Annotated in this window: 8 protein-coding genes; 4 read left to right on the top strand and 4 right to left on the bottom strand. The window is 50.1% G+C overall.

Features of this window, described 5'->3' with window-relative positions:
* Positions 1 to 250: 250 nt before the first annotated feature.
* Together recC and HMPREF3066_RS08700 are read left to right on the top strand one after the other, a co-directional pair.
* A complete protein-coding gene (recC, locus tag HMPREF3066_RS08705; protein ID WP_070442202.1) occupies positions 251 to 3,469 on the top strand; it encodes an exodeoxyribonuclease V subunit gamma in 3,219 nt (1,072 codons plus the stop codon).
* 605 nt (positions 3,470 to 4,074) lie between these two features.
* Positions 4,075 to 6,837, top strand: a complete 2,763-nt coding sequence (locus tag HMPREF3066_RS08700; protein WP_070442199.1) for a TonB-dependent receptor domain-containing protein — start codon at positions 4,075 to 4,077, stop codon at positions 6,835 to 6,837.
* Between the two features lie 173 nt (positions 6,838 to 7,010).
* Here HMPREF3066_RS08700 and HMPREF3066_RS08695 read toward each other — a convergent pair whose 3' ends face one another.
* From HMPREF3066_RS08695 to HMPREF3066_RS08685, 3 genes are all read right to left on the bottom strand, one after another.
* The gene (locus HMPREF3066_RS08695; RefSeq protein WP_070442195.1) at positions 7,011 to 7,250 is read right to left on the bottom strand and encodes a putative hemolysin; all 240 of its coding nucleotides are present in this window, start codon (positions 7,248 to 7,250) and stop codon (positions 7,011 to 7,013) included.
* A 97-nt stretch (positions 7,251 to 7,347) separates the two neighbouring features.
* Complete coding sequence (locus tag HMPREF3066_RS08690; RefSeq protein ID WP_070442192.1) at positions 7,348 to 8,115, bottom strand: M48 family metallopeptidase; 768 nt, start codon at positions 8,113 to 8,115, stop codon at positions 7,348 to 7,350.
* Between the two features lie 129 nt (positions 8,116 to 8,244).
* The gene (locus tag HMPREF3066_RS08685) at positions 8,245 to 9,138 is read right to left on the bottom strand and encodes a serine hydrolase (RefSeq protein ID WP_472685065.1); all 894 of its coding nucleotides are present in this window, start codon (positions 9,136 to 9,138) and stop codon (positions 8,245 to 8,247) included.
* A gap of 368 nt (positions 9,139 to 9,506) precedes the next feature.
* Between HMPREF3066_RS08685 and clpX the strand changes: the two genes are divergently transcribed.
* Positions 9,507 to 10,775, top strand: a complete 1,269-nt coding sequence (gene clpX, locus HMPREF3066_RS08680) for an ATP-dependent Clp protease ATP-binding subunit ClpX (protein ID WP_070442184.1) — start codon at positions 9,507 to 9,509, stop codon at positions 10,773 to 10,775.
* A gap of 239 nt (positions 10,776 to 11,014) precedes the next feature.
* Positions 11,015 to 13,600, top strand: a complete 2,586-nt coding sequence (gene acnB / locus HMPREF3066_RS08675; RefSeq protein ID WP_070442180.1) for a bifunctional aconitate hydratase 2/2-methylisocitrate dehydratase — start codon at positions 11,015 to 11,017, stop codon at positions 13,598 to 13,600.
* Positions 13,601 to 13,744: 144 nt separating this feature from the next.
* Here acnB and HMPREF3066_RS08670 read toward each other — a convergent pair whose 3' ends face one another.
* Entirely contained in the window at positions 13,745 to 14,617 is an 873-nt protein-coding gene (locus HMPREF3066_RS08670; protein ID WP_070442205.1) for a chorismate mutase, read from the bottom strand.
* Between the last annotated feature and the right edge of the window lie 92 nt (positions 14,618 to 14,709).

The raw sequence follows: 14,709 nt of genomic DNA, 5'->3' as shown, positions 1-14,709 counted from the left end.
AATACTGTAAACAACGCTACTGGTTTCTACATTTAAGGTCGTCTGAAACATTTTCAGACGACTTTAAACCCATCTCTCTCCGTTACTTATTCAATCCCTAAAACAGATCCGGTAAAACAGCCGTCATCAGCCGATAAGCCCATATCCTGTCGATCCAAATAAAAATACCTGTACCGATATTCACGCGCAGGTATTTTCTATTGCAATCCACTATATAATCCCGTTTATTATCCACCGCCCTACTCCCGCCATGTTCTACCTCTACCAGTCCAACCGCCTCGAATCGCTAGCCGCCCTGTTTGCCGGAATCCAAAGGGTCAGGCCGCTTGAGTCTGCTTTGGCGGCGGAACAGATTGTGGTGCAGAGTCAGGGGATGCGGCGTTATTTGAGTGTGTATCTGGCGCGCGAACTGGGGGTGGCGGCGAATTTGCAATTCAGCCTGCCGGCGGGTTTGACGTGGCAGTTGATGCAGAAGCTGATTCCCGATATTCCCGCGCTCAGTCCGTTTTCGCCGGAGGTAATGCGCTGGCGGCTGTTGGATTTGTTCCGCAGCGAGCGTTTTCAGACGACCTCTGAATTTGAAAACGTCCGTTCTGTCTTGCAAAGCTATTTGGGCAGCGGTGAGTCGGCGGATTATCAGTTGGCGGGGCAGTTGGCGGATATTTTCGACCAGTATCTGGTGTACCGGCCGCAGTGGATTGATGCCTGGCAGGAAGGCAAACTTCTGTGGCTGGGCGACGACGAGGTCTGGCAGGCGCAGCTTTGGCGCTATTTGGACGACGGCAACCAATCCGCGCCGCACCGTGTGGCGTTGTGGGAAAAGCTGCTGTCGTCTTTGGATAAGGCGCACCTGCCCGAGCGGTTTTTCGTGTTTGGCATTTCGACGATGGCGCCGATGTATTTGCAGCTTTTGCAGAAAATTTCGGAACATTGCGATGTGTTTGTGTTCGCGCTCAATCCGAGCGGGCAGTATTGGGGCAATGTGATTGAGGCGGCGCAGCTTTTGAAGGGCGGCGACGATGCGGATTTGTCGCAGACGGGGCATCCGCTCTTGGCGTCGCTGGGCAAGCAGGGGCGTGATTTTTTTGATTTTCTGACGGAAATCGGCTTGGAGGAGCAGCCTGTGTTTGAAGAAGTGTCAGACGACACGCTGCTGCATTGCCTGCAAAACGACATTCAAAACCTGTGTATGCCGTCTGAAAACAGCCGCGCGGATTTGCTGGACGACGGCTCCGTCCGTATCGTTTCGGCACACAGCCCCCTGCGCGAATTGCAGATTTTGAAAGACAAGCTGTTGCGGATTCTGCACGAACATCCCGACTGGCAGCCGCACGATATTGCCGTTTTGACGCCGAACATCGAGCCGTACAGCCCGTTTATCGAAGCGGTGTTCGGGCAGGCGCAGGGAGGGGCGCAGGCTTTGCCGTATTCGGTGTCGGACGTGAAACTCAGCCGCCGCCAGCCGCTGCTTTACTCGCTGGAGCAGACGCTGGATTTGTTGGAAAGCCGGTTTGAAGTCGATAAAGTGCTGCCGCTGTTGGAAAGCAGTTTGGTGCTGCGCCGTTTCGGGCTGACGGCGGACGATTTGCCGCTGCTGCACGACACCATTGCCGAATTGAACGTGCATTGGGGTTTGGACGGAACGATGCGCGGCGCGGCGGACAATCTGTTCACTTGGCAGCAGGCGTTGGAACGCATCGTATTGGGCTGGATGCTGCCCGACGACGGCAGCCCGCTCTGGCAAAACGTCAGCGCGTGGCACGGCGATGTCAACCGCCTCGATGTGTTCGGCCGCTTTGCCGCCTTCATCCGCACACTGTCGCGCCTCGCCGCCGAGTGGCGCAAACCCGCAGCGGCGGAAGAATGGACGGAACGCTGCCGCGATTTGGTGCAGTTATTATTCCTGCCCGATGCCGACGACCAATACGCCTTGCAGCAGTTTGAGCAGGCGTTGGCAAAATGGCAGGAAGAAACCGCATTGGCAGGCTTTCGCGGTACTTTGCCGCAACATACCGTCATCCGCCACATCCGCCGCTTCTTAGGCAGCGAAAGCCAAGCAGGATTCCTGCGCGGCGGCATCACCTTTTGCAGCATGGTGCCGATGAGGAGCCTGCCGTTTAAAGTTATCTGCCTCTTGGGGTTGAACGACGGCGATTTCCCGCGCAACACCAAAGCCGCCGTATTCGACCTGATTGCCAAACACCCGCAAAAAGGCGACCGCGCCCGCCGCGACGACGACCGCTACCTTTTCCTCGAAGCCATCATCAGCGCGCGCGACATCCTTTATCTCTCCTACGTCGGCCGCAGCATCCGCAACGACGACGAACTCGCCCCGTCCGCCCTCGTCAGCGAACTCATCGACACCGTCGCCGCCATGACCGGACGGCGCAGTAAAGAGCTGGCGGAACACTGGGTCGAACAACATCCCCTGCAACCGTTCTCACACCGCTATTTCATTGCAGACAAAATTTCAGACGACCTCTTCAGCACGCGGCAGGACTACGCCGAAGCCCTCAACCGCCCGCGCGAACAGGCGCGTCCGTTTTTCAGCGAAGCCCTCGAAGAAAACACCCCCGCACCGACCGTCTGGCAGGACGACTTCATCCGCTTCTGGAAAAATCCCGTCAAAGCATGGCTGCAACAAACCTTGGGTTGGCGCGAACCCTACCGCGACGAAGCATGGGAATCCGCCGAACCCTTCGAGCCGCAACGCGCCGACAAAATCGCCGCCGCCTACCTTGACGCCCGCCGCCACAACCAAGACTTTCAAGAAACCGCCGTCCGCCTCGACGCCGAAAGCCTGTTGCCCGCCGGTGAACTGGGTAAATTGTGGCAGCAGAATTTCCAAGCCGCCGCCAAACGCATAGACGGCGCATTGCTGCAAAGCCCCAAACTGCCGCCCTTTGCCTACGAAATCCAGTTCGACGGGCAAACCCTGCAAGGCAGCCTCGGCAACCTGTACCAATGCGGCCAAGTGTTCTATCTCGACCGCAAACCCAACGCCCCGCAGCGCATCGCCCTCCTGCTCGAACATTTAATCTTTTGCGCAGTAGGGTCGGCGGTAGGGTCGTCTGAAACAGAAACCCGCCAAACCCATATCGTTCAGCCTGAAGAAACAACGCTTTATCCCGAAATATCCGGCAGCCAAGCGCAACAAATGCTGCAAAAATGGCTGACGTTCTTCAACCTCGGACAAACGCGCCCGCTGCCTTTCTTCGCGAAAACCAGCCTCGCCGCCGCCGAAGCCTACGGCAAAAAACAGAGCTGGGAAGATGCCCTGAACAAAGCCAGGGAAAGCTATCACGGCAATAAAGTCAGCAAAGGGCAAAAAGACTATACCGAAGTCGCCTTAGTGTTCGGCAACGAAGACACCGAGCCGGTAGAAGGAGCGTTGTTCCAAAGATTGGTGGAAGAGCTGCTGATACCGCTGCTGGAAGCGGTCAAGGAAGAATCGTCCGATGCGGCATAGAAGCTGCAAATCGGAAGAGGTCGTCTGAAAACGTGAATTCATCGTTTCAGACGACCTCTTCCCTGGTAAACCTGTTTTTAAAACCCTCACTTCCGCCGTCATTCACCAAACTGGAATCCATTGGAAATTCGAAAGGGCAAATGTTTCAAAAACAGTTGCCGAAATACAACCGAAACCTTTGCAAAAAATCCCTTTTCCCCTGCAACCGAAAACCCGTGTTTGGGTTTCGGCTGTCAGGGAAAGAAGAATTTTGCAAAGATCGGTCTTTGCTTCAACTGAATTCAAACCTTTCTATATTGACTTTATATTTTGCATTTCACGTTTTTTGCCGGTTTCATTTTAACCCGACGGCCCAATTCACATATTGCAATCAAATTTTCTTCTTCCGTCTGTTTAAATCCAATTGAATGCTCCCTCTTCCCGGCTAATCGAATTCAAATTCAGACCCGCTTTATCTTTTCAACCATATTCAGCATATGCGTTTGGGTTATCTCCTAAAACAAAAATCCGCTTTATTTTTTAATTAATGAAATTCATTATCAAAATATTTGTAAAGTTTAATAATATGTTATAAAGTAACGGACTTCGTTTCTGAGGTAACTATTATGAATCCGAATTTCAAATTAAACCTACTGACATTATCTTTACTGGCTATAACAAGTATCGCACACGCAGAAGACGAGGTTTCAACTCAAGAGCTTGATGAAATTCAAGTCAAAGGCAAATACATTGCCAAAGAGAAAAAAGTTTTTACCGAAGGCCAAGCCAAAAGTTCGCGTGAACGCGTTTATCAATCCAGCGAAAACATCGATGCCATCGTGCGGAGCATGCCCGGCGTCTTCACCCAACAAGACAAGGGATCGGGGGTATTGGCGGTCAATATTCGTGGCGATAGCGGTTTGGGACGCGTCAATACGATGGTTGACGGCGTCACCCAAACCTTCTATTCCACTTCTGCCGATGCCGGACGCAGCGGCAGCTCTTCGCAATTCGGTACGGCACTGGATCCCAATTTTATTGCCGGTGTGGATGTAACCAAAGGCAGTTTCTCGGGTGCCAACGGCATCAATACCTTATCCGGTACAGCCAATTTCCGTACTTTACGGGTGGACGATGTAGTACACGGAAACCATACCTTCGGCCTTTTAACCAAAGGATTGACCGGCACAAACAGCACAAAAAGCAATTTTATGGCAACCGGAGCGGTACAAAAATGGTTTGACAGCGGTGCGCGCCTTGGCGCGTTATATGGTTACAGCCACCGTAATGTCGAGCAAAACTATAAAGTAGGCGGTGGCGGTCAGCGTATCGGCAATTTTGGCGAAGAATATTTGGACCGTAAAAAACAAGAATATTTTGAAAGCAACTTATTGAAATTCGACCAAGGGCAAAATCGTTGGGTTCGCGACTTTTCCAAGCGCAACGCAGTGGGTAAAAGCTATTGGGAATACCCTTTCTCCAAAAAATATAACGATCCTGAGGTTTTGCAAAGAGATTATGTCGATGATTTGGAAAGAAGCTGGAAAGAGAATTTGGCACCGCAATGGGATCTGACACCTATCGACCCTAGCAGCCTGCAACAACGCTCAAACAGTCATTTGGTCAAAGTGGAATACGAAAACGACAACAACAAGCTGGATCTTCAGCTTCGTACCATGAACAACCGTATCGGCAGCCGCAAAGTAGAAAATCGCAGCTACCAAGCCAATTACAATTTAAACATTGGCGATTATGTCGATTTAAACGTATTGGCCGCCCATAATCTGGGCAAACAAAAATATCCGAAAAACTCACGTTTTTCAGGATGGGGGCTGCTGGATTATTTGGAAACCAAAAACACAGCCAATCTTTTGGATATCAACAACCGCTTCTCTTTCAACCTTCCCAACAAAACAGATTTAAAAGCCACCGTCGGTTTCAATTTCTTTAAAAACCAATACAGTAAAAACCGCTTTCCGGAAGAGCTGAGCCTGTTTTACGACGGCCCCGATCAAGATGCCGGCCTGTACAGCTTTTTAGGCCGCTTCAAAGGCGACAAAGGAATATTTCCTCAAAAATCAACTATATTACAACCTTCAGGCCAGCAAAAATTCAATACGTTCTATTTTGATACTTCCTTGAAAAAAGGCATTTATCAATTGAATTACAGCACCAATATGGTCAACTACCGCTACAAAGGCGAATATACCGACTACTTCAATACCCAAGAAGATTTTAAAAAAGCATTTGGAGAAGATTCTGAAATTTATAAACAGCATTGCACGCCAAGCTGCGACCTTTACGAACCGGTTTATACCAAATCCGGTAAAAAGCATGCGGTAAACCATTCGTTAGCATTAAACATCAATGTCAACGACTACTTTATGCCGTTTATCAGCTATTCGCGTACGCATAGAATGCCAAATATTCAAGAAATGTATTTTTCACAAATCGGCGACTCGGGCGTCAATACCGCCCTTAAGCCGGAACAGGCCAATACTTACCAAATAGGCTTCAATACCTTCAAAAAAGGGATTTTCAAGCCGGATGATGTATTGGGTTTCAAACTGGTCGCCTATCGCAGCAGGATAAACAACTATATTCACAATGTTTATGGCAAATGGTGGGATTTGGATAAAGCACCCAGCTGGGTAACCAGTACCGGCCTGCAATACTCTATCCAGCATCGAAACTATGCCAAACCTGTCCATAAAAATGGTTTGGAAGTGGAAATGAACTATGATTTTGGCCGCTTTTTTTCAACCCTGTCTTACGCATATCAAAAAACCAACCAGCCGACCAATTATAGCGATGCCAGCGAGTCGCCCCGTAACTCTTCTAAAGAAGACCAGATCAAACAAGGTTACGGCTTAAGCAAAATTTCCCGCTTGCCCCGAGATTACGGGCGGTTTGAATTGGGTTCCCGCTGGTTAGGCAACAAATTGACCATCGGCGGCATTATGCGCTATTACGGCAAAAGTACACGGGCGACGACTGAGGAAGAATTTGTTGACGGTACAACCGGTGCCAACACCTACTCTTCACACCAAATGGGCAGAAGGGCGATCAAAAAAACAGAAAGCATCAACAGACAGCCGCTGATTTTTGATTTCTATGCCAATTACGAACCGAAGAAAAACCTTATCCTTCGTTTCGACATTCAAAATGCGTTCAATAAACGCTATATCGATCCTTTGGATGCTGCAAATGATGCCGCAACTCAGCGCTATTTCAGCGTATTTGAAAGAAAAGGCGGTTTAGATGACGAAGAAGTCGAATGTGATGCCAACGGTTTATGCAATGGCAAATATGGCGGCACGACACGCTCCGTCCTGAATAACTATGCGCGTGGCAGGACTTTGCTGTTTACCATCAGTTATAAGTTCTAAATCCAACCATCAGCATTCTTAATACTGTGCTGACTAAAAAGCCGACAAACATAATGTTTGCCGGCTTTTTCAATATATTCTCAAAGGTCTCAACTCATCTTATTGCAAAGATCTCCGCATATAAAAAGGTCGTCTGAACATATGTTTCAGACGACCTTTTTAACTCTTGCTGCTTATTTGTTGTGTTGACGGAAATACGCCCACTCTTCCACAATGGTACCGTCAGGCAGATGGCACATTCCATACTCTCCGCCATCCTTGTCTTTTTTGATTTCCAACTTACCGCCCTGCTTCACACAAAATTCTGAAGCCGGATTGGGCATACCGGTCATCGGTACACTTTCTTTCTCAAGAGCATTGCAAGCTGCCAAAGTAGTTACAGCCGCGAGGCTTAAAATAATCGGCTTAATCACATGTTTTCCTTTTACTATCCAAATATCTCTATTAATTGGATACTCGGTTTTCAGACGACCTCTAAAACAGTTTGAAAATATCCATCAACACAAAATATCAGCGTTTGTTTTGGTGATAAACAGGCATAACTTCCGGCAACATCCTTCGTATTGCTTCGATACGGGTATTGTTGGCGGGATGGGTTGACAAGATGGCAACCTGACTGCCGCCTTGCGCCCTATTCATTTTTTCCCATACGCTGATTGCCGCCTGCGGATTGTAACCTGCCTGAGCCATCAGGCGGACGCCTCCCGCATCTGCCTCGCTTTCCTGATGACGCGAAAAAGGTTTGGTTGCCAATAAATCTGTTCCAACGCCGACCAAATTTCCGTCCAAACCGACGGCACCTGCCAAAATAGAACCGCCCAAGCCGGTCAATACCTGACCTCCGATGGCTTTTTTGCTGTGTTCGAGCAGGGCATGGGTCATTTCATGCCCGATGACTGCGGCGATTTCATCATCCGTCAGTTGCAAACGTTCGACCATGCCGGTATATACCGCCATTTTTCCGCCCGGCATCGCCCAAGCATTCAACTCGTTGCTGCGGATAACGTTCATCTGCCAATTAAAAGGTATACCGGTACGGTTGGCGCGGTTGGCATACGGAACCAGTCGGGAAAACACCCGATGAACACGCTGCGCCGTTAGAGAGCTGACATCCAGCGCATTTTGGCTGCGCGCTTTTTGTACAACCTGCGTATAGTTTCGCTCGGCTCCCTCATTCAAAGCAGCCGTATCATATCCGACCATATCGGCGACGGAAGTACAGCCCGCCAACGCCGCAACCCCGAGCCATAATCCGTACTTTTTATTGATTTTGTTCATTTCAAAAATTCCTTGATGCCCGATAAAAGATTGAAACCAAAACCGTACAAAACGCCTTCCGTTTTCACCCACTGACCATAAAATAAAAAATAAAATGCCGCCTGGTTTTCAGACGGCATAACAAATATTTTAAGAGCGGCGCTGCAACATCCAAGATTCGATCTTACGCGCGTCGTTTACGCGGGTTGTCGAAGTCGGCGAGTTCAGCAATACGATGGTAATCGGTTGGTTTTGAACATTTGCCTTAACCACCATCGAACGTCCTGCTTCGCGGATATAACCGGTTTTCTGAAGCTCGATGTTCCAGCTGCCTTCGCGCACGAGGGCGTTGGAGTTTTTATAGTTTTGGCGGCCGTTTGCCGTCCAAACCGAGCCGTAGTTGGAGGTTGAGTTTTTGCTGATGAGCGGATATTTGCTAGCCGCAGCGACCATACGGTTTAAATCGTTGGCGGTTGATACGTTTTGGAAATTCAGACCGGTAGGTTCGTAGAAACGGCTGCTATACATGCCCAGGCTTTGCGCTTTGGCATTCATGGCAGCAACAAACGCCGACATACCGCCCGGATAGGTGCGGCCCAGCGCGTGTGTTGCGCGGTTTTCGCTGCTCATCAGACTCAGGTGCAGCAATTCGCCGCGCGTCAGTGTTGTGCCGACTGCAAGGCGGCTGCCTGTGCCTTTCAGGCGGTCGATTTCATCAGGAGTAATGGTAATGCGCTCGTTCATATCCAAACGTGCGTCCAAAACGACCATCGCGCTCATCAGTTTGGAAATGGACGCAATCGGCATCACGCGATCTGCGTTTTTCTGATACAGGATTTCACCTGTTTTGTTGTTGAAAATCAAAGCAGCCTGCGATGTCAAAAGCGGCCCCGCCATCATCGCCTGAGCCTCGATTTTTTGTGCGTGGCTTAATGCGAAAGCTTCCATCGGGTCATTTTGGGTTGGAAAATTTTGTTCCAAAAATTGACCCAAAACGTCCATATCGTCTGCAGCGGCAGGGGCGGCGGCGACAGTCAACACCATACCCAAACAGGCGGCACTCAGTGTTTTATAAAATTTCATAACCGACATACTTCAACCAGTAGAATTTAAGACAATTGAATTATTAAAGGAGATATTTTGCTTAAAATACAACAAAATGTAAAGTTCAATATGGTTTTTTTGCGTTTGTTTGCATCTTTTTCCCAAATTGGAAACAATCTTAAGGATGGGAAATTGTGGCGTGTTGCCACGCGTCGGAGGGTCGTCTGAAAACCTTACGCCCAACAGCTTGCCATACGGTATTTGATAAACCTTAAGATACTGATTATACTTACCGACTTTGCCGAAAACCGTTCCCGCAGCATTCGGATGACGGTTTGCCGATATTGCTTGAAAACAGAAGATAAATTATGACTGAAGAAAAACGCTCCTGCTCGTTTTGCGGAAAATCCGAGCATGAAGTCAAAAACCTGATTGAAGGCGAAAACGCTTTTATCTGTAACGAATGTGTAGAAACTTGCGGCGTGATGCTGCAAAGTTCAGACGACCTCTCCGCAGACAAATCTGCAACGGATGCGTCCCATCCGAACAACAAGCTGCCCACGCCTGCCGAAATCGTCGCCAACCTCAACGATCACGTTATCGGTCAGGAACAAGCCAAGAAAGCCTTGGCGGTGTCGGTGTACAACCATTACAAACGCCTGCGCCATCCCAAAGCCAACGGCAACGTCGAATTGTCGAAATCCAACATCCTGCTTATCGGTCCGACCGGTTCGGGTAAAACCCTGTTGGCGCAGTCTTTAGCGCGCAAACTGGACGTACCGTTCGTCATGGCGGACGCGACCACACTGACTGAAGCGGGTTATGTCGGTGAAGACGTCGAACAAATCATTACCAAGCTTTTGGGCAAATGCGATTTTGATGTCGAAAAAGCCCAGCGCGGCATCGTTTATATCGACGAAATCGACAAAATCTCGCGTAAAAGCGACAACCCGTCGATTACCCGCGACGTATCCGGCGAGGGCGTGCAACAAGCCTTGCTGAAACTGATTGAAGGTACGGTTGCCAGCGTTCCGCCCCAAGGCGGCCGCAAACATCCGAATCAGGAATTTATCAACGTCGATACGACGAACATCCTGTTTATCTGCGGCGGCGCGTTTGCAGGCTTGGAAAAAGTGATCCGTCAGCGTACTGAAAAAGGCGGTATCGGTTTTGGCGCGTCCGTTCACAGCAAGGACGAAAATGCCGACATTACCGGATTGTTTGAAATCGTTGAGCCTGAAGACTTGATTAAATTCGGTCTGATTCCCGAGTTAATCGGCCGTCTGCCCGTTATCGCTACGCTGGCGGAATTGGACGAAGACGCATTGGTCAACATTTTGACCAAGCCGAAAAATGCCTTGGTGAAACAATATCAAACCCTGTTCGGCATGGAAAATGTCGAATTGGAATTTGAAGAAGAAGCCTTGCGCAGCATCGCCCGTCAGGCAATGGAACGCAAAACCGGCGCGCGCGGCCTGCGCTCCATCGTTGAACGTTGCCTGTTGGATACCATGTATCAACTGCCTGATTTGAAAGGCGTGACCAAAGTTGTCATCGGTAAAAACGTCATTGAGAAAGGCGAACAGCCCAAGCTCCTGCGTGAAGACGGAAGCGAATATCAGGCAAACGCCCGGTAAAAGAATGAACCGGTCATTCCGATAAAACATAAAAGGTCGTCTGAAACCCTGTTTTCAGACGACCTTTTCGTATTTTTCAAGATAATTCGTTTCAATAGCAAACACCTATTACATCCGATAACATAAATATTCCAATTTTTGCCAAACTGGTCTATGATACCTAAAAGGATTGTTTACAATTCTTTGATTGCAAATCATTTGCAACGGATAGAAGAAAAACAGAAAAAAGGAACAAAGAGATGTTAGAAGCCTATCGCAAAGCCGCCGCCGAGCGTGCTGCCCTCGGTATCCCGCCCCTCCCTTTGAACGCGCAGCAAACCGCCGATTTGGTCGAGCTGCTGAAAAACCCGCCCGCAGGCGAAGGTGAATTCTTGGTTGAACTGCTTGCCCACCGTGTTCCGCCCGGTGTGGACGATGCCGCCAAAGTCAAAGCCTCATTCCTGGCTGCCGTTGCCGAAGGCAGCGCATCCAGCCCGCTGATTTCCCCCGAATATGCGACCGAACTTTTAGGTACAATGCTCGGCGGTTACAACATTCATGCCTTAATCGAACTCTTGGACAACGACAAACTCGCGCACATCGCTGCCAAAGGTTTGAAACATACGCTTCTGATGTTCGATTCTTTCCACGACGTTCAGGAAAAAGCCGAAAAAGGCAACAAATACGCGCAGGAAGTTTTGCAATCTTGGGCGGATGCCGAATGGTTCACCTCGCGCGCCAAAGTTCCCGAAAAAATCACTGTTACCGTCTTCAAAGTTGACGGCGAAACCAATACAGACGACCTTTCTCCCGCGCCTGACGCGTGGAGCCGTCCCGACATTCCGCTGCACGCGCTGGCGATGCTGAAAAACCCGCGCGACGGCATCACGCCCGACAAACCGGGCGAAGTCGGTCCGATTAAATTGTTGGAAGAACTCAAAGCCAAAGGTCATCCCGTTGCCTATGTCGGCGACGTGGTCGGTACCGGTTCTTCACGCAAATCCGCGACCAACTCTGTGATTTGGCATACCGGCGAAGACATTCCGTTCGTACCGAACAAACGCTTCGGCGGCGTATGTTTGGGTGGAAAAATCGCGCCGATTTTCTTCAATACTCAAGAAGACTCTGGCGCGTTGCCGATTGAAGTCGATGTTTCCGCGCTGAAAATGGGCGATGTCGTCGATATCCTGCCTTATGAAGGCAAAATCGTGAAAAACGGCGAAACCGTTGCCGAGTTCAGCCTGAAATCTCAAGTATTGCTGGACGAAGTGCAAGCCGGCGGCCGTATCAACCTGATTATCGGTCGAGGTCTGACCGCCAAAGCGCGCGAAGCGTTGAAACTGCCTGCTTCCACCGAATTCCGTCTGCCTCAAGCACCTGCCGAAAGCAAAGCCGGTTTCACGTTGGCGCAAAAAATGGTCGGTCGCGCCTGCGGTCTGCCGGAAGGACAAGGCGTACGCCCGGGTACTTATTGCGAACCGCGCATGACGACGGTCGGCTCGCAAGACACCACCGGTCCGATGACCCGCGACGAGTTGAAAGACTTGGCTTGTTTGGGCTTCTCCGCCGATATGGTGATGCAGTCTTTCTGCCACACCGCGGCTTATCCGAAACCTGTCGATGTGAAAACCCATAAAGAACTGCCCGCCTTCATTTCTACCCGTGGCGGCGTGGCTCTTCGTCCGGGCGACGGCGTGATCCACTCATGGCTCAACCGCTTGCTGCTGCCTGATACCGTCGGTACCGGCGGCGACAGCCACACCCGTTTCCCTATCGGTATTTCCTTCCCCGCAGGCTCCGGCCTGGTTGCTTTCGCAGCAGCCACCGGCGTGATGCCGCTCGATATGCCTGAGTCCGTATTGGTACGCTTCAGCGGCAAACTGCAACCGGGCGTAACCCTGCGCGATTTGGTGAACGCCATTCCGCTTTACGCGATTAAACAAGGTTTGCTGACCGTTGCCAAAGCCGGTAAGAAAAACATCTTCTCCGGCCGCATCCTCGAAATCGAAGGTCTGCCTGATTTGAAAGTGGAACAAGCCTTTGAATTGACCGACGCATCCGCCGAACGCTCCGCCGCCGGCTGTACCGTGAAGCTCAACAAAGAGCCGATTATCGAGTACATGAAATCCAACGTCGTGTTGATGAAAAACATGATTGCTGACGGCTATCAAGACCCGCGCACTTTGGAACGCCGCATCAAGGCTATGGAAGCATGGTTGGCAAACCCCGAATTGCTCGAGGCGGATAAAGATGCCGAATACGCCGCCGTGATTGAAATCAACATGGACGACATCAAAGAGCCGATTATCGCCTGCCCGAACGACCCCGACGACGTATGCTTCATGTCCGAACGTTCCGGCACCAAAATCGACGAAGTGTTCATCGGTTCGTGCATGACCAACATCGGCCACTTCCGCGCCGCCTCCAAACTCTTGGAAGGCAAGTCCGACATCCCCGTTCGCCTGTGGATGGCGCCGCCGACCAAAATGGACGCGAAAGAGTTGTCCGACGAAGGCCACTACGGCGTACTCGGCCGTGCGGGCGCGCGCATGGAAATGCCGGGTTGCTCATTGTGTATGGGTAACCAAGCCCAAGTACACGAAGGCGCGACAGTCATGTCCACTTCCACTCGTAACTTCCCGAATCGCTTGGGTAAAAACACCTTCGTTTACCTTGGCTCGGCAGAGTTGGCAGCGATTTGCTCCAAACTGGGCAAAATCCCGACCGTTGAAGAATACCAAGCCAATATCGGTATCATCAACGAACAGGGCGACCAAATCTACCGCTACATGAACTTCAACGAAATCGACAGCTACAACGAAGTAGCCGAGACCGTGAATGTTTAACAAGTAGGTAAAGCAGTTTCAGACGACCCCTCCAATGACTAAACCTATGAGGTCGTCTGAAAACAAAAAAACAGAACAGTTTTCGCTGTTCTGTTTTTTTATTTTCAAGTCAATCACCATATTCCCTACTGCCGGATATATCTCCTACCCGCTGATAATCCCGTTCACACCTGCTGCCGCTGCCAAACGATACAATATTTCCTGAGGCATATCATTGTGCCACAGACGGGTAATATTGGCGATAACCGGAAGACGGCACACTTTCCTAACCCGAACGATGGCATCGACATCCAAACGGTATGCATGTTCCGGCTCAAAACTGAGTGTCCCAGCTTCACCGAGCACAATGTGGCTGTTGCCGCGCAAAGCGATATGTTCTGCCGCCATCAGCCAATCATCAACGCGATGATGCTTGTCTTTACACAACACTACCGGCGTATTCAGACGACCTACCTCATCCAAAAGCGTCCGATTGTTCATCATACTGCCGCCCAAATACAAAATATCCGCTCCGGCAGACAAGGCCTCATCTATCTGGCGCACATCACGGATACGGACAATGACGGGCTTGCCTGTTTTCTGCAAATCAGAAATTTCCTGAACAATCGCCCGAACCCGTAAGTTTTCACGCTGCTCGTCCACTTTTTCATAAGGGCGTGCAGGAAGGTAAAACGGATCGACAAATACTGCATCCGCCTCTTCCGCCCTATCCGTATCGGCAGTAATATCCAACCGCTTCACTCCGCCGAATATCACACCCCGTACAACAATCCTGCCGTCTTCCTCGTCCGCCTCTCGGCTGATAATTTTCCAATCGTTCAATACCCGGACAACGCGTTCCACATCAGGCAGACGTTCCAATTCATTTGGACGGAACACCCGCTCATCACCAACCGCACCGATAATCGTCCGCTCTTCCCCCCGAGAGATATGCTCTTTCAACCCCTTATTACGAATAAACCCGATTACCCCCTCTACCGACTCCTGAGAAGCATTCTTACCCATCACAATAATCATCATATATCTCCTGAAACAGATAGAAATATTAGCATATTGGCTTAGCAAGTAAAATTTATTTTATAGTAAATTAAAATCAAAATAGGACAGTA

The sequence above is a fragment of the Neisseria sp. HMSC03D10 genome (genome assembly GCF_001807625.1).
Classification (GTDB): Bacteria; Pseudomonadota; Gammaproteobacteria; order Burkholderiales; family Neisseriaceae; genus Neisseria; species Neisseria mucosa.
This window is presented reverse-complemented; position numbering and strand designations above follow the sequence as displayed.